The organism is Gilliamella sp. Choc5-1 (assembly GCF_001690595.1).
Taxonomy (GTDB): domain Bacteria; phylum Pseudomonadota; class Gammaproteobacteria; order Enterobacterales; family Orbaceae; genus Gilliamella; species Gilliamella apicola_M.
In genome coordinates, this window is record NZ_LZHH01000047.1 from 24,915 (window position 1) to 41,645 (window position 16,731).

Annotated in this window: 12 protein-coding genes and 1 pseudogene; 12 read left to right on the forward strand and 1 reads right to left on the reverse strand. The window is 35.8% G+C overall.

The window, feature by feature from the left end; translation table 11 throughout:
* The first annotated feature begins 45 nt into the window (after positions 1-45).
* The 12 genes and pseudogenes from carA to A9G35_RS04360 all read left to right on the forward strand — a co-directional run bounded on the left by carA (position 46) and on the right by A9G35_RS04360 (position 16,294).
* Positions 46-1,206, forward strand: a complete 1,161-nt coding sequence (gene carA / locus A9G35_RS04305) for a glutamine-hydrolyzing carbamoyl-phosphate synthase small subunit (RefSeq protein WP_065635822.1) — start codon at positions 46-48, stop codon at positions 1,204-1,206.
* Positions 1,207-1,208: 2 nt separating this feature from the next.
* Positions 1,209-4,424, forward strand: coding sequence for a carbamoyl-phosphate synthase large subunit (gene carB, locus A9G35_RS04310; RefSeq protein ID WP_065635823.1), 3,216 nt, complete (start codon positions 1,209-1,211; stop codon positions 4,422-4,424).
* A gap of 111 nt (positions 4,425-4,535) precedes the next feature.
* Positions 4,536-4,664 carry a hypothetical protein gene (locus A9G35_RS13840; RefSeq protein WP_255305944.1) on the forward strand — a complete coding sequence of 43 codons (129 nt, stop codon included), beginning with the start codon at positions 4,536-4,538 and terminating at the stop codon, positions 4,662-4,664.
* A gap of 931 nt (positions 4,665-5,595) precedes the next feature.
* A complete protein-coding gene (locus A9G35_RS04325) occupies positions 5,596-7,209 on the forward strand; it encodes an ABC transporter substrate-binding protein (protein WP_065635826.1) in 1,614 nt (537 codons plus the stop codon).
* Between the two features lie 147 nt (positions 7,210-7,356).
* Complete coding sequence (dppB, locus tag A9G35_RS04330) at positions 7,357-8,373, forward strand: dipeptide ABC transporter permease DppB (protein WP_034914661.1); 1,017 nt, start codon at positions 7,357-7,359, stop codon at positions 8,371-8,373.
* Between the two features lie 14 nt (positions 8,374-8,387).
* The gene (gene dppC / locus A9G35_RS04335; RefSeq protein ID WP_065635827.1) at positions 8,388-9,311 is read left to right on the forward strand and encodes a dipeptide ABC transporter permease DppC; all 924 of its coding nucleotides are present in this window, start codon (positions 8,388-8,390) and stop codon (positions 9,309-9,311) included.
* Between the two features lie 13 nt (positions 9,312-9,324).
* Positions 9,325-10,302 carry a dipeptide ABC transporter ATP-binding protein gene (gene dppD / locus A9G35_RS04340; protein ID WP_065635828.1) on the forward strand — a complete coding sequence of 326 codons (978 nt, stop codon included), beginning with the start codon at positions 9,325-9,327 and terminating at the stop codon, positions 10,300-10,302.
* Positions 10,292-11,293 carry a peptide ABC transporter ATP-binding protein gene (locus A9G35_RS04345; RefSeq protein WP_065635829.1) on the forward strand — a complete coding sequence of 334 codons (1,002 nt, stop codon included), beginning with the start codon at positions 10,292-10,294 and terminating at the stop codon, positions 11,291-11,293. Before dppD ends, A9G35_RS04345 begins: the two co-directional genes overlap by 11 nt.
* A 138-nt stretch (positions 11,294-11,431) precedes the next feature.
* The gene (locus A9G35_RS04350; RefSeq protein WP_065585559.1) at positions 11,432-12,709 is read left to right on the forward strand and encodes an MFS transporter; all 1,278 of its coding nucleotides are present in this window, start codon (positions 11,432-11,434) and stop codon (positions 12,707-12,709) included.
* Positions 12,710-12,721: 12 nt separating this feature from the next.
* Complete coding sequence (gene pdxY, locus A9G35_RS04355) at positions 12,722-13,588, forward strand: pyridoxal kinase PdxY (RefSeq protein WP_065569477.1); 867 nt, start codon at positions 12,722-12,724, stop codon at positions 13,586-13,588.
* Between the two features lie 146 nt (positions 13,589-13,734).
* Positions 13,735-13,882: pseudogene (locus tag A9G35_RS13845) on the forward strand (IS256 family transposase); the annotation flags it as partial.
* 570 nt (positions 13,883-14,452) lie between these two features.
* A complete protein-coding gene (locus A9G35_RS04360) occupies positions 14,453-16,294 on the forward strand; it encodes an ATP-binding protein (RefSeq protein ID WP_065635830.1) in 1,842 nt (613 codons plus the stop codon).
* A gap of 62 nt (positions 16,295-16,356) precedes the next feature.
* Here the strand turns inward: A9G35_RS04360 and A9G35_RS04365 are convergent.
* A partial coding sequence (locus A9G35_RS04365; protein ID WP_141673767.1) for an integrase core domain-containing protein occupies positions 16,357-16,731 on the reverse strand: 375 nt, incomplete at its 5' end.

Consider the following 16,731-nt stretch of genomic DNA (forward strand, 5'->3'; position numbering starts at 1 on the left):
TTTTATTCAAAATTAATGGTAATTCATTCAAAGGATCTTTTAGTCATGCAAACTTATGCCCTCCTTATGTTACAAGATGGTTCGCAATTTATTGGGAAATCAATTGGTGCTGATGGTCAAACAGTTGGGGAAGTGGTATTTAACACCTCAATGACAGGTTACCAAGAAATTCTTACCGATCCGTCTTACTGTGAGCAATTGGTTACATTAACCTACCCGCACATTGGTAATGTAGGAACGAATGATACCGATGCCGAATCGAACCAAGTTTATGCAAAAGGTTTGATTATTCGTGATTTGCCATTATTAGCTAGCAACTATCGAAGTGAACTCTGTCTTTCTAGCTATTTAAAAAAACATAATGTTATTGCCATTTCGGATATTGATACGCGGCGCTTAACCCGTATTTTGCGTGAAAAAGGTGCACAGCATGGCGTCATCATAACAGCAACGGACAAAACGACCTTACTTGAAAAAGCCGAAATAGCTAAACAGCAGGCAATCGATTTTAAAGGATTAAGTGGGCTTGATTTAGCTAAAGAAGTGACTTGTTTGACAAGTTATATTTGGTCACAGGGCATGTGGACAAGGCAACAGCAACAGCCTGCTCCAAAACCAGAAAGCCAATTACCATATCATGTTGTTGCTTACGACTTTGGTGTAAAACGTAATATTTTGCGAATGTTAGTTGAGCGTGGTTGTAAATTAACCGTTGTACCAGCAAAAACGACAGCAAAACAAGTCATTGCTTTAAAGCCCGATGGGATCTTTTTATCTAATGGCCCAGGAGATCCTGCACCTTGCAGTTATGCGATTGATGCCATTAAGCAGTTTTTAAACACAGATATTCCTATTTTTGGCATTTGTTTAGGTCATCAACTTCTTGCGCTTGCTTGTGGTGCTAGAACTATCAAAATGAAGTTTGGTCATCATGGTGGTAATCATCCTGTTAAAGATCTAGAAAATAATAAGGTAATGATCACTGCACAAAATCACGGCTTCGCTGTAGATGAAGCAAGCTTACCAGCTCATTTACGAGCGACGCATAAATCACTGTTCGATGGTTCATTACAAGGCATTCATCACAATCAAAAACCGGCTTTTAGTTTTCAAGGTCATCCCGAAGCCAGTCCTGGGCCTCATGATGCAGCATCGCTTTTTGACCACTTTATTGAGTTAATTAAAATTTATAAGCAGGAGCAATAATCATGGCTAAGCGAACAGATATAAAAAGTATACTAATTATTGGTGCTGGTCCAATTGTTATTGGTCAAGCATGTGAATTTGATTATTCTGGTGCTCAAGCCTGTAAAGCGCTGCGTGAAGAAGGTTATCGTGTTATTTTAGTTAACTCTAATCCAGCCACTATCATGACAGATCCTGAAATGGCTGATGCCACTTATATTGAACCCATTCATTGGACAAGCGTTCGTAAGATTATTGAACAAGAAAGGCCAGACGCCATTTTACCAACCATGGGCGGTCAAACAGCATTAAACTGTGCATTAGAGCTTGAAAAACAAGGTGTATTGAAAGAATTTAATGTTGAAATGATAGGTGCAACAGCCGATGCTATCGATAAAGCCGAAGATCGAAAACGCTTTGATGAGGCGATGAAAAAAATTGGTCTTGATACCGCTCGCTCAGGGATTGCTCATTCGCTTAAAGAAGCTTACGCCGTTCTTGATCAAGTTGGTTTTCCTTGCATTATTCGTCCATCATTTACCATGGGGGGCACCGGTGGCGGTATTGCTTATAATACCGAAGAGTTTGACGAAATTTGTACTCGAGGACTTGATCTTTCGCCAACCAATGAACTACTTATTGATGAATCATTAATAGGTTGGAAAGAATATGAAATGGAAGTAGTTCGAGACAAAAATGATAACTGCATTATTGTTTGTTCAATTGAAAACTTCGACCCAATGGGTATTCATACAGGTGATTCAATTACGGTGGCTCCGGCACAAACCTTGACTGATAAAGAATACCAAATCATGCGTAACGCTTCGATCGCGGTACTGCGTGAAATTGGTGTTGAAACTGGTGGCTCCAATGTACAATTTTCGGTTGATCCAAAGACAGGGCGATTAATTGTTATTGAGATGAATCCACGGGTGTCACGATCATCTGCCTTAGCTTCGAAAGCAACGGGCTTTCCTATCGCGAAAATCGCCGCCAAACTGGCTGTCGGTTATACGCTTGATGAATTATCTAATGATATAACAGGCGGAAAAACCCCCGCTTCATTTGAACCGTCAATTGATTATGTTGTCACCAAAATTCCACGCTTTAATTTTGAAAAATTTGCTGGTTGTAACGATCGTTTAACCACACAAATGAAATCAGTTGGTGAAGTGATGGCCATTGGGCGCACCTTCCAAGAATCAATACAAAAAGCGTTGCGAGGACTTGAAGTTGGCGCTTCAGGATTTGATCCTAAAATTGATAATTATGCTGATGAAAAAAATATCACCAAAATTCGTTATGAGCTCCAAGAAGCGGGCGCTGATCGGATTTGGTATATTGCTGATGCTTTTAGAGCAGGATTCAACTTAGAAGATATCTTTTTACTAACCAATATTGATCGTTGGTTTTTAGTACAAATTGAAGAGTTGGTTAACCTTGAAAACAAGCTAAAGGAACAATCACTTGCGCAACTTGATCAAGAAACATTATGGCAATTAAAACGTAAAGGTTTTTCAGATTTACGCATTGCCAAACTACTTAATACCACAGAACAAGCTGTTCGCGATTTACGTCATCAATATCAAATTCACCCTGTTTATAAACGTGTTGATACCTGTGCGGCTGAATTTGCAACAGATACCGCTTATCTTTATTCAACCTATGAGCAAGAGTGTGAAGCTAATCCTCAATTTAGCCGTAAAAAAATTATGATCCTTGGTGGTGGTCCTAATCGGATCGGACAAGGTATTGAGTTTGATTATTGCTGTGTACATGCGGCATTGGCACTGCGTGAGGATGGTTATGAGACCATTATGGTTAACTGTAACCCCGAAACGGTTTCAACCGATTACGATACTTCTGACCGCCTCTATTTTGAATCTGTCACGCTTGAAGATGTGCTTGAAATTGCACATGTTGAAAAGCCAAATGGTGTTATTGTGCAATACGGTGGGCAAACACCGCTAAAACTTGCTCGTGCGCTTGAAGCAGCAGGGCTACCAATTATTGGTACCTCACCTGATGCTATAGATAAAGCCGAAGATCGTAAACGCTTTCAAGAAGTCGTCGATAAACTGAAATTAAAACAACCTGTCAACGCCACAGTGACCGATATTAACGAGGCTGTCATTGAAGCAGAAAAAATAGGTTATCCATTAGTGGTTAGACCTTCTTATGTATTAGGAGGTCGAGCAATGGAAATTGTCTATAATGAACAAGATTTAAGGCGTTATTTTAAAACAGCGGTAAGCGAATCAAATAATGCACCAGTCTTACTTGATCACTTTTTAGATGATGCAATTGAAGTTGATATTGATGTAATTGCTGATGGTGAGCAAATCCTGATTGGTGGCATTATGGAACATATTGAACAAGCAGGCATTCACTCTGGTGATTCCGCTTGCTCACTACCAACACACACATTAACTGCAGATATTTTAGACAAACTACGACAACAAGCCAAACAATTAGCACTTGAACTCAATGTAAAAGGTTTAATGAATGGGCAATTTGCGGTGAAAGATAATCAAATTTATTTGATCGAAATCAATCCTCGTGCAGCTCGTACTGTACCTTTTGTCTCAAAAGCAACGGGTTTACCACTGGCGAAAATAGCGGCTCGTGTGATGACGGGGCAATCACTTGCCAAGCAAAATGTGACTAAAGAGGTGATTCCTCCTTATTATTCGGTAAAAGAAGTGGTATTACCGTTTAATAAATTCAGTGGTGTCGACCCAATATTAGGTCCTGAAATGCGCTCAACAGGTGAAGTAATGGGAATTGGTAAAACCTTTGCTGAAGCCTTTGCTAAAGCTCAGCTAGGTAGTTTATCCAATATGAAAAAATCAGGGAAAGCATTATTATCGGTTCGCGATCAGGATAAAACAAGGCTGTTAGAGGTAGCTAAACGGTTAATTACTCATGGGTTTAGTATTGATGCAACTATTGGCACGGCAAAGGTATTACAACAAGCAAATATACCATGCCAAGTCGTAAAAAAAGAAAACGAAGGGCGACCAAATATCCATGACCATATAAAAAATGGCGAATATAGCTATATTCTTAATACCACCTCTGGGCGAGCAGCTATTGAAGCCTCAAAAGTATTACGTCGAAGTGCCATTCAATATAAGGTACATTACGATACCACGATGAATGCTGCTTATGCTACAACTGCAGCGCTAGATTACGATCCGGCACAAACTGTAACGCCATTACAGCAACTTTATAGCTAATCACAAAGATAAAGACGAGTATCACTCGTCTCAGATTGATGACAAAGAACTCGCTTTTTGGCGAGTTTTTTGATCTAATAGAGAAGAGTCCATGATAAGAGGAATTCTTCTATGCTAAAAAAACCAACGCTAGCGACACCCGAAAAAATAGAGCAAATCTCGTTAGATGCGCTTGTCCCTCAAAATCACCTTGTTCATAAAATAGCTAAAGTAATTGATTTTGAATTTAATTTACAATAGTCCTTACTTAATCTGACAATATATTTTTCGACTTTAACCAGGCGTTTAATACCATAACTAATGGTTTTATAACGTTCATTTTTACTGGTTAAAAGCACAAAAAGCTTCAATCGGGCTTTCTTCAGTACATTATAAATGGTAGGACGACTGGCCATAAAGCGTTTTGCCAAATCAGTGACCGTTATTTTTTCTTTATGATATAAGCGCCATATCTCTTGTCTGTGATAAGGCGTTAGTTTTGTTTTTTTATGTATATTCATTACAGTAGTTTCTCAAATTACTGTAAACAACGCGAGGAATTTCTACAAATTATTACTCAGCTCCCAATGAATCACTCATCCGGCGAATGGGATACAAATTGTGACGGAGAATTTGAAACCCATGACAGGAAAATGATAAAGATGAATGCGCTGAACAAATTATCAATTTACCAAATAAAAGAACTTTTTTGCACTATAACGGTGTGGAATATCCTATAACCACTTCTGTAAAATAAAATTGAATATAAATTTTAATCAGTTTTCAAATAAAAAAACCATATAATAAATTCAGAAAGATACATAAATTAAGAATAATTAAAAACATATTTATGTATTCTTTTTCACCATTTTCTTTAATATAGATTTTTTGAATAAAAAATGGCATTATTTTTGCATATTTTATTTGTTACACAATACTTAATCTTAACTATCGTTATATCCGTGTTAAAAGTTATTTTTAATAAAAAGTCGTAATCTTAATTGTGGTGCATAATTGCACCATATTTGTGCGAGTGATGGAGGGTACGAATTTAAACAAAATAAAAGTTAATTAATATAAAAATTAGAACATTTTACTAAATCTATATTTAAAAAATATTAAAAATACGACATTCTTACCTGTGTTTAAATGTTACAAAATCGGTTTACAGTTAAATAATTGGAGTGGTTTTATGAGTAATCTAAGGAAATATAAACGTAAATTCTTATTGAGTGCAGGACTAATAACAATGCTTGCGAGTGCACAACTTCATGCTGCTGAAACATTGGTTTATTGTTCAGAGGCTTCGCCTGAAACATTTAATCCACAATTAGCAACAAGTGGTGTATCAATGGATGCAAGTGCAGTTCCTGTTTATAATCGTTTGGTAGAATTTAAATTAGGTACTACCGAAATTGAACCTTCTTTAGCCAAATCTTGGGATATCAGCCAAGATGGTTTAACCTATACTTTTCATTTACGCGATGATGTTAAGTGGCATAGCAATAAAGAATTCAAACCAACACGAAACCTAAATGCTGATGATGTTATTTTTACATTTATGCGACAAAAAGATAAAAATCATCCTTATAACAAAGTTTCTGGTGGACAATATGAATACTTTGAAAGTATGGGATTCCCAGATTTAATCAAAGAAATTAAAAAGATTGATGACCATACTGTTGTATTTGAATTAAACCATCCAGAAGCCCCTTTTTTAGCAGATTTAGCAATGTCATTTGCATCAATTTTATCAGCTGAATATGCTGATGCTATGCTTAAGAAAAACACACCAGAAAAATTAGACTTAGTTCCTGTTGGTACGGGCCCATTTACTTTTGTACAATACCAAAAAGACTCCAGAATTCTTTATAAAGCAAATCCCGATTATTTTGGTCCAAAAGCCAAACTTGATCGCTTAGTGTTTTCTATTACACCAGATGCCGCAATTCGTTATGCTAAGTTACAAAAAGGCGAGTGTCATGCGATGCCATACCCAAATGTAGCCGATGTTGAACGAATGAAATCAGACAAAAATATTGTTGTTAAAGAAATGGCTGGCGTTAACATTGGCTATTTAGCCTACAATATGGATAAGCCGCCACTTGATAAATTGCAAGTTCGTCAAGCATTAAATATGGCCGTGAACAAAGATGCGATTATAAAAGCTGTTTTTCAAGGTGCAGCTGAACCAGCTAAAAACTTTATTCCTCCATCAATGTGGAGTTATAACGATGAAGTGAAAGATTATCCTTATGATCCAGCGCAAGCAAAAGAATTATTAAAATCAGCGGGATTAGAGAACGGGTTTACTATCAATTTATGGGCAATGCCAGTACAACGCCCATATAACCCAAATGCACGCCGTATGGCCGAAATGATTCAAGCGGATTGGGCTAAAATTGGCGTAACAGCTAAAATTGTTAGTTATGAATGGGGAGAATATCTATCTCGTATTCGTGATGGTGAACATGATGCTGTATTAATGGGCTGGACTGGAGATAATGGCGACCCTGATAACTTTTATTCTGTCTTGATGAGCTGTGATGCGGTTAAAGCAGGTTCAAACTATTCACGCTGGTGTTACAAACCATTTGATGATTTATTGCAACAAGCGCGTATTGAGTCAAATCACGAAAAAAGAGTTGAGCTATATAAACAAGCACAAGTTGAAATGCATAATCAAGCACCTGCATTGATGATTGCGCATTCAATGGTTTATATGCCATTACGCAAAGAAGTTAAAGGCTATATTATGGCGCCTCTGTCATTACATGACTTTAACCAAGTTACGCTTGAAAAATAGTATTCCTAACGATTAACCACCAATGTGTGGTTAATCACTACGTTGGGTTTTGCTAAATTTAGAGCTATAAATCTATTTTTTAATAATAATAAAAATTTTATCTATTTTATAAACGATAGTTTAAAAGCAATATTTAAGAGCTACTACATGTTTCAATTTATTCTAAAGCGGTTAGGTGTACTTATTCCAACGTTTATTTGTATCACACTGCTTACTTTTATTTTTGTTCACCTTATTCCGGGTGATCCCATTATGGTGCTTGCAGGAGAGCGAGGTTTAACCCCTGAACGCCATGCTGAATTAATGACTCAACTGGGTTTAGATAAACCACTGTATCAACAATATTTTCAATATATTATAAACATGCTTCATGGCGATTTAGGAACCTCTTTTAAAAGCCAAATTCCAGTATGGGATGAATTTGTACCCCGATTTAAAGCAACGTTTGAACTTGGATTTTGCGCAATGTTGTTTGCAGTTAGTTTTGGGATCCCAATCGGTGTTCTTGCCGCAGTGAAACGTGGTTCAATATTTGATCACACAGCAATAGGGCTATCTTTAACAGGTTACTCCATGCCAATTTTTTGGTGGGGGATGATGCTAATCATGTTAGTCTCAGTGCACTTAAATTTAACCCCTGTATCTGGTCGTGTTAGTGATATGCTTTTCTTAGATGAAAGTAATCCTTTAACCGGATTTATGTTAATAGATACTTTATTATGGGGTGAAACGGAAGATTTTATCGATGCAGTTACTCACTTAATTTTACCTGCAATTGTGTTAGGAACCATTCCATTAGCAGTAATTGTCCGCATGACTCGTTCTTCTATGTTAGAAGTATTGAGTGAAGATTATATTCGAACCGCACGAGCTAAAGGCGTTAGTAGAATGCGAATCGTCCTTGTTCATGCATTGCGTAATGCAATGATCCCTGTTGTTACCGTTATCGGTTTACAAGTTGGTACAATGCTTGCCGGCGCCATATTGACCGAAACAGTCTTTTCATGGCCAGGAATTGGTCGTTGGTTAATTGAAGCGCTACAGCGTCGAGATTACCCCGTTGTACAAAGTGGCGTTTTAATTGTTGCGGTCATAATTATTTTAGTGAATTTATTAGTTGATATGTTGTACGGGGTTATTAACCCACGTATTAGACATAAATAAGAGTGTTTTTACAGATGAATAAACAGGTTATTACTGAACCAACCAATACGCAAGACACCAGTTTAGTCGTACCTAAACCATTAACGCCTATGCGTGAGTTCTGGTTCTATTTTTCAAAAAATAAAGGAGCAGTCGTTGGACTGGTCTTTATTATTATTGTTGCATTACTCGCTATCTTTGCTAATTTTGTTGCACCACATTCCCCTTCTGAACAATTTAGAGATGCATTACTAACACCACCCGTTTGGATGAAAGATGGCAGTTGGCAATTTATTTTAGGAACTGATGATGTGGGACGAGATATCCTATCCAGACTCATTTATGGTGCCCGTTTATCCTTATTAGTCGGTTGCTTAGTAGTCATTATCTCATTGATTTTAGGGATTACATTAGGATTAATTGCTGGTTATGCAGGTGGTTTTTTAGACAATATAATTATGCGTGCAGTGGATATCATGCTTGCATTACCAAGTTTACTACTTGCACTTGTATTAGTTGCAATATTTGGTCCATCAATTATTAACGCTTCAATAGCATTAGCTTTTGTTGCATTACCACACTATGTTCGCTTAACACGCGGAGCAACGATTGCTGAAATTAATAAAGATTATGTCATTGCCTCACGAGTTGCTGGGGCGGGAGCCTTACGACAAATGTTTATCAACATCCTACCAAACTGCTTAGCACCATTAATTGTACAAGCTTCATTAGGATTTTCGAACGCAATTTTAGACATGGCTGCATTAGGTTTTTTAGGCATGGGCGCACAACCACCAACACCAGAATGGGGAACAATGCTTGCTGACGTATTGCAATTTGCACAATCTGCATGGTGGGTTGTTACCTTTCCTGGCTTAGTAATTTTAATGACAGTGTTAGCTTTCAACTTAATGGGAGACGGTTTGCGTGACGCACTTGATCCTAAATTGAAACAGTAATGGAGATACAGTCATGGCACTATTAGAAGTAAAAGAATTATCTGTTCAATTTGGTGGATTTAAAGCAGTAGATCACATTAGTTATGACGTTGAACAAGGGCAAGTTGTTGGTATTGTTGGTGAATCAGGTTCAGGAAAATCAGTGAGTTCACTCGCCATAATGGGATTAATTGATTTTCCCGGTAAGGTCAATGCAAATGCATTACACTTTGATGGCAAAGATCTTCAACAAATCTCAACTAAAATGCGCCATAAAATTGTAGGTGCAGATGTGGCAATGATCTTTCAAGATCCGATGACTAGCTTAAACCCATGTTTTACCATAGGTTACCAAATCATTGAAACATTAAAAATCCACCAAGGTGGCAGTAAAAAAGCGCTCAAAGCAAGAGCGATTGAATTGCTTAAATTAGTCGGAATTCCTGATGCTGAAAATCGATTAAAGGTTTACCCACACCAGTTATCTGGCGGAATGAGCCAACGAGTAATGATTGCAATAGCCATTGCATGCAATCCAAAACTCTTAATTGCTGATGAACCAACAACAGCACTAGATGTCACAATTCAAGGGCAAATTATTGAGTTATTACTTGAGTTACAACGCAAAAATAATATGGCATTAATACTTATTACTCATGACTTAGCGTTAGTTTCTGAGGCTGCACAAAAAATTATTGTAATGTATGCTGGACAGGTGGTTGAAATAGGCGATGCTGAAATTATCTTTAAAAAACCATTACACCCTTACACACAGGCACTATTACGATCACTGCCTGAGTTCACTCAAGACAAAGAGCGATTAGCATCATTATCAGGCGTTGTACCAGGAAAATATGATCGACCAACAGGCTGTTTACTCAACCCTCGTTGTCCTTATGCTACTGAACATTGTTATACCCAAGAACCAGCACTAGTTAGCTATGGTGGAACTAGAAAAGTAAAATGTCATTATCCACTATCAAGCGAAGGGATACCACAATATGAACAATAACATGGAAAATAATGAATTACTGCTTGATGCCCGAAACTTGACAAAATATTATCATGTTAAAACGGGACTTTTTTCTGAAACCAAGCAAGTTAAAGCCGTTGACGGTGTATCTTTTACATTAGACAAAGCTAAAACACTTGCGGTTGTCGGTGAATCAGGTTGTGGTAAATCCTCATTAGCAAGATTACTAACAATGATTGAAAAACCCACATCTGGAGAAATTTATTTTAAAAATCAGAATTTGTTGGATAATGATCAACTAGCTCAAAAATTGCGTCGCCAAAAGATCCAAATCGTTTTCCAAAATCCATACTCATCATTGAACCCTCGCAAAAAAATTGGTTCCATATTAGAAGAGCCACTAATTATTAATACTGATCTAACAGCAAATGATCGTAAAGCAAAAGTGCTATCAATGATGCAAAAAGTTGGATTAAAAGAAGAGTTTTATAACCGTTATCCCCATATGTTTTCAGGAGGACAACGTCAACGCATTGCTATCGCAAGAGGTTTAATGCTTGATCCCGAAATAGTGGTTGCAGATGAACCTGTTTCAGCATTAGACGTTTCTGTACGAGCACAAGTGCTAAATTTGATGATGGATCTACAGCAAGATCTAGGTTTATCTTATATTTTTATTTCTCATGACCTTTCCGTCGTTGAACACATTGCTGATGACGTAATGGTAATGTATTTGGGACGTTGCGTTGAACAAGGACGAAAAGATGAAATCTATCGTAACCCTAAACATCCATATACTCAGGCACTATTATCAGCAACCCCAAGATTAAACCCTGATCTTAGGCGAGATAGAATTAAATTAGAAGGGGAATTACCAAGCCCTCTTAATCCACCTATGGGTTGTGCATTTAATGCTCGATGTCGTTTAGCATTTTCACGTTGTACAACAGAACAACCACAGCTTATTAATTATAATGAACATAAAATTGCGTGTTTCTGTATAGAGGACAATAATAAAGGTGACAGTTAATTCTGTCACTAAATTAGATACTAAAGCTATCCATTGCATTTTTCTTTTCTTAGAAGATAACAAATTGTCATATTAATAGTTTTGTGCTAGTTTCGTACTCATTATTAACTTACAACCACGATAGCCCTAAGATTACTTATGTCCAATTCATCAGCTAAAAAAGTCGCTTTTGCCGCTTTTATTGGTACGACCATTGAATGGTATGATTTTTATATCTATGCCTTGGCATCAGTATTAATATTTGGTCAGCTTTTTTTTCCTGATGATAATCAATTTGTGCAAATCTTAGGATCTTTTGCCACCTTTGCCGTGGGATTTTTATCACGTCCTTTAGGAGCGTTACTATTTGGTCATATTGGTGATCGTTTGGGGCGTAAAAAATCGTTAATTACTACGTTAGTTTTGATGGGGTGTGCCACCACCTGTGTTGGTTTATTACCCTCTTATCAACAAGCAGGCATTTTATCACCAATTTTATTGGTTACATTACGCATCTTACAAGGGATTGCGGTTGGTGGTGAATGGGGCGGTGCCGTGCTTATGACCAATGAACATGCCCCCAAAGGGTTGAAAAACTTCTTTTCCTCCTTTGCACAGTGGGGAAGCCCAGCAGGAAATATTTTAGCATTATTGGTCTTTTCTTATATTATCCGTTCACCTATAGCTGAGCTTATTAATAGTGGCTATTGGCGTATTCCATTTTTAGCCAGTTCTATTTTATTAATTATTGGCATTATTGCTAGAGTCACCTTAACCGAGTCACCTGTCTTTATCGAATCATGCAAAAAGCAAGCAAACTTAAAGCAAGAATCAACGCCAGTTATTGAAGTTTTTAAAAAATCAACACCGCTATTAATTTTAGGCATTGGCGCTAATGTATTGTCATTTAGTGGAATATTTTCTAATACATTAATGATTGGCTATACCACTATTGCACTAGGTATTGAAAACAAGATAATTGTTGATGCCCTGTTTTGGATTGCGATTGTGCATTTTGTTGTGCAACCTTTTATTGCCTATTTTTCAGAAAAATACTCGGCAACACGATTTTTAATTTGTTCGGCAATCTTAGCAATGGGATCGGTATTTTTATTATTCCCAATCATTCAGATAGGCACAAAAAATAGCTTTATTATTGGTATTTCGCTCAACGTAATTTGCTACAGTGGCTTTTATGGCGTAATAGCGGGCTATTTAAGTCGAGTTTTTCCTACCAGAATACGTTACACAGGGTTATCTATCAGCTATCAAGGTTGCGCTGCCATTTTTGGTAGCCTAATTCCGATGATAGGGGCATATATTATTTATACTTACAAAACTTTTTGGATACCATTAGCCTTGTTTTATTGTTGTTTAGCATTGATATCTATCATCTGTATCTATCTCCTAAACCGCTATCATTACTATGACGAATAATAAGGCAAACATATGAAAACAGTATTATCAATTCAATCAAATGTTGTTTATGGTTATGCCGGTAACAAGGTATCGACATTAGCCATGCAGCTACAAGGCGTTGAAGTTATGCCGATCCATACCGTGCAATTATCCAGTAATACGGTTTATCCTCATTATGATGGCATAGTGCTTGGTGCTAAACAAATCACACGAATAGTTAATAGTCTAGAAAAAATTGGGGTTTTAAAGTCTATTGACGCCATTATTTCGGGCTATATTGGTCTTGCTGAACAAGGCGAAGAAATCTTAGAAGCAGTCAACAAAATTAAATACTATAACCCTAATGCTATCTATGTTTGTGATCCTGTTATGGGTGGCGATATCAATAAAGGTAGTTCACTGCCACAAGGTATTATTGATTTCTTCACTAAGCAAGCGGTTAAACAAGCCGACTATATCACACCAAATTTATTAGAATTACAAATACTTTCTGATATCGAAATTAAAACATTTAACGATGTACTAAATGCAATAAAAAAACTACAAAAACAGTATATTAAGGCTATATTAGTAAAAAATTTGGTGCACGCTGGCAAAACAACCGACCTATTTGAAATGGTGTTAGCAACGCCAACCCAAAACTATCATCTTGCCCGTCCACTATATGACTTTCCACATCGTCCATTAGGTGTGGGTGATTTAATTTGTAGCTTGTTTACAGCGCATCTAATTAATGGGCAATCCCAATTAATGGCGTTTGAATTAGCCGCCAATGCCGCTAATCACGTACTGGAAATCACCAAACAAAAAGAGGCTCGAGAATTGGCAATTATTGATGCTCAAGCGTGGATTAAAAAACCAGATTTACGGTATCGGGGGATGGAGTTGATGTTATAAAAGAATATCATTTCTATGTTATTCTTCTAAACAATAAGTATTTTGTGCTAAAATTTTATATTAATATTTTGATTGATCCTATAAATAAATTTGTGTATTTGCTCATTTTTAAACTACTCTATTGAGTAAAAAAGAAGTAAATACAAATGGACGAAAAAAGACTAAGAGAAATGGCAGCCGAGCTTGCCAAAGGAATAAAAACCCAAGAAGATTTAGGTAAATTAACCGGTTATTATGAATAAACTGGTGATCGAAACGGCCTTAAATGCTGAAATGATCGAACATCTTGGACATAGCGATACAACAAGCATCTAAAAAATGGACAATGCCGATTAAAAATTGGAAAAGTGCGATGAGTCGATTTAGATAGAATTTGGTGACCGAGCTCACCGTCACCTTTAACTGGTAAATACACAAAATTTGGGATGGGGTCTTTGCCACAGATCTTGCATTTTCACATGCTTGTGAATTTTTATCTATTTCACCATTACGGCATTTTTTCAAAAATACTTTAAGTTCATCTTGATGCTGTTTTCAGTATTTCACCGTTTTAAAATCCTCACTACAGGCAAATAAAAAAGCAGCTAATGGGACTAAAAATAATATTTTTTCATTGGTTATTCCTTGTGAATATTGATTAGTTAAAACTATATTTTTTTATTTTTAATTTTTAAATCAATTGATCAGTTTGATTTATCAAAAAAAAATTCCTTGATTATGACCTATTTTCCCAAATTAATATATTATATACTGACGTTAGTTTATTGTTTGAAAACATCTTGTCATTCCAATTTTTCATTTCATTACATAATAAGTTTTAGGCTTTACTACATGAAAATTTATAAATAAGGGATATAATATATTATGAAAATAGCGCAATTAAAATTATTAAATTTCCGTGGATATGAAGATGTTACCATAAAATTTGCTAACGATTTTAATCTAATTATTGGAAAAAACGATATTGGAAAATCAACTATTCTTGAGGCAATGGAAATATTTTTTAACAATGATGTAGTAAAGGTTGATATAAATGATCTTAATGTTTTTAGTGAAAACAAGACAATGTCTATTCAAATTTCATTTATACCAAGTAATACGACTTATACTATTGATACAATACCAACAAATATTAAAAATGAATACCTTTTGGATCAAAATGGCTATTTAACCATAAAAAAAACTTGGGATTGTAATAATGAAAAATTATCTAGCTTAAAAACGACAATTATATCAAACTATCCAAATAATTTTACTACACCTTTAGTGAACTTAAAAATAACAGATTTAAGAAAATTATTATCTGAGAAATATGCTGATGTAATTGATCTTGACTCTATAAATAAGAATAAAAGTTCAGAAATAAGACAAGCAATATATTGTGCAACTCCTCATTTAACTCTAGAAGAAACGGAAATTGACATAAATAAAGAAGATGGAAAGAAAATTTGGACAGCATTACAAAATGATCTGCCTTTATTTTTCTTATTTCAATCAGATCGAGAAAATAGAGATTCTGATAAAGAAGTACAGACCCCATTAAAAACTATTACTAAAACAGCTATTGCTGAGCTTGAAAGTGAATTGAATCAAGTTAAAGAGAAAATCATTAATAAAGCAATTCAGATAGGTAATGAAACCCTAGATAAGTTAAAAGAAATGAGCCCTGAAATTGCTAATGTATTGAAACCAGAAATGACAAATAAAGCATGGGATACTCTTTTTTCATTCTCATTTAGCTGTGATGATGGGATTTCAGTCAATAAAAGGGGAAGTGGTGTAAGAAGGCTTATCCTGTTGAATTATTTTAGAGCTGAAGCAGAGAGAAAAACATCAGGGAACCGCAATACTATTTATGCTATTGAAGAACCTGAAACTTCTCAGCATCCTGAATGGCAAGTAAAACTTTTTCATGCATTAATGGATTTACCCAAAAATGAAAGAACTCAAGTTATAGTAACGACTCATAGTCCATCATTAGCAAGCCTGTGCCCAATAAATAACATTATTTTTCTATTTAAGAAGAATGGAAAAATTAACATTCAAATAGAAGATAATGTTGATTTGACTGAAGTTGCTACAACGTTAGGTATTCTTCCCAATATACCTGTTGAAACTAGCACAAACCTTAAAGTTATCTTATGTCTTGAAGGACCAACAGACGTAGAATTTTTTGATAATATTTGTAACAACTTTGGTATAGATATTAACTCTGATCCGAAGATAATGTCTTTGTCTCTAGGGGGTGGGACATTGATCTATTGGGTTAATAAAAATTATCTTAGAAAGTTAAATCTCCCTGAAGTTCATATCTATGATAGGGATGTAGCCAAATATGCTCAAGCAGTTGAACTAGTCAATTCTAAGCCAAATTGTTGGGCTGTACAAACACAAATGTTGGAAATTGAAAACTATATACATCCATCTTTATATAAAGAATTTTATCCGATAGAAGATCGGTTTGTTAATTCAACTCCCGATTGGAAAAACTCATGGTCAAATAAAAATATTCCTGAGGAGCTTTCTGCATTTTTAAAATCTGAAAAAGAAGCAGGAAATCAGGCAATTAAAAATGAGAGTGCTAGTAAAATTAAAGAAGTATTTGCAACTCAATTATCTAAAAAGATGAAAAAGGAATTATTCGAAGAGTTGAATGTTTATGATGAAGTAAATGGATGGTTTGAGCAGATAAAAAAACATCTTTAAAATTTAGTTACCATATAGAACTAGGTGTTATTTCACCTAGTTTTGTAAATTTAATAAAATTGTTACACTACTCCTCGCCAAAAGATTAGACAGTGCCCGCCTCTATCATTTTGGAATGGCAGCACATTTTCAAACAAAAAATTAAGGGGTAAGTGTTTTTTAAATTCAACGGGAGGCAAGTAGCCTAACGAAGAATGTAATCGTTTATGATTATACCAATAAGCATAAGCCGAAAAAGCGCGTTGTAACTCAGCCGTTGAGTTAAAACGTTGGCCTTTTACAAATTCCGTTTTAATTGTTTTAAATGTCGCTTCCGCTACCGCATTGTCATATGGACACCCTTTCTTGCTTAATGAATGCGTGATATTAAATGTCTTAAAACAATCCGCTAATAACCGATTATCAAACTCTTTACCGCGGTCTGAATGAAATAAATC

Excerpts from the sequence above, each read along its gene's own strand:
- carA (WP_065635822.1), top strand. The coding sequence starts at position 46 with ATGCAAACTTATGCCCTCCTTATGTTACAAGATGGTTCGCAATTTATT.
- carB (WP_065635823.1), top strand. The coding sequence starts at position 1,209 with ATGGCTAAGCGAACAGATATAAAAAGTATACTAATTATTGGTGCTGGT.
- A9G35_RS13840 (WP_255305944.1), top strand. The coding sequence starts at position 4,536 with ATGCTAAAAAAACCAACGCTAGCGACACCCGAAAAAATAGAGCAAATC.
- A9G35_RS04325 (WP_065635826.1), top strand. The coding sequence starts at position 5,596 with ATGAGTAATCTAAGGAAATATAAACGTAAATTCTTATTGAGTGCAGGA.
- dppB (WP_034914661.1), top strand. The coding sequence starts at position 7,357 with ATGTTTCAATTTATTCTAAAGCGGTTAGGTGTACTTATTCCAACGTTT.
- dppC (WP_065635827.1), top strand. The coding sequence starts at position 8,388 with ATGAATAAACAGGTTATTACTGAACCAACCAATACGCAAGACACCAGT.
- dppD (WP_065635828.1), top strand. The coding sequence starts at position 9,325 with ATGGCACTATTAGAAGTAAAAGAATTATCTGTTCAATTTGGTGGATTT.
- A9G35_RS04345 (WP_065635829.1), top strand. The coding sequence starts at position 10,292 with ATGAACAATAACATGGAAAATAATGAATTACTGCTTGATGCCCGAAAC.
- A9G35_RS04350 (WP_065585559.1), top strand. The coding sequence starts at position 11,432 with ATGTCCAATTCATCAGCTAAAAAAGTCGCTTTTGCCGCTTTTATTGGT.
- pdxY (WP_065569477.1), top strand. The coding sequence starts at position 12,722 with ATGAAAACAGTATTATCAATTCAATCAAATGTTGTTTATGGTTATGCC.
- A9G35_RS04360 (WP_065635830.1), top strand. The coding sequence starts at position 14,453 with ATGAAAATAGCGCAATTAAAATTATTAAATTTCCGTGGATATGAAGAT.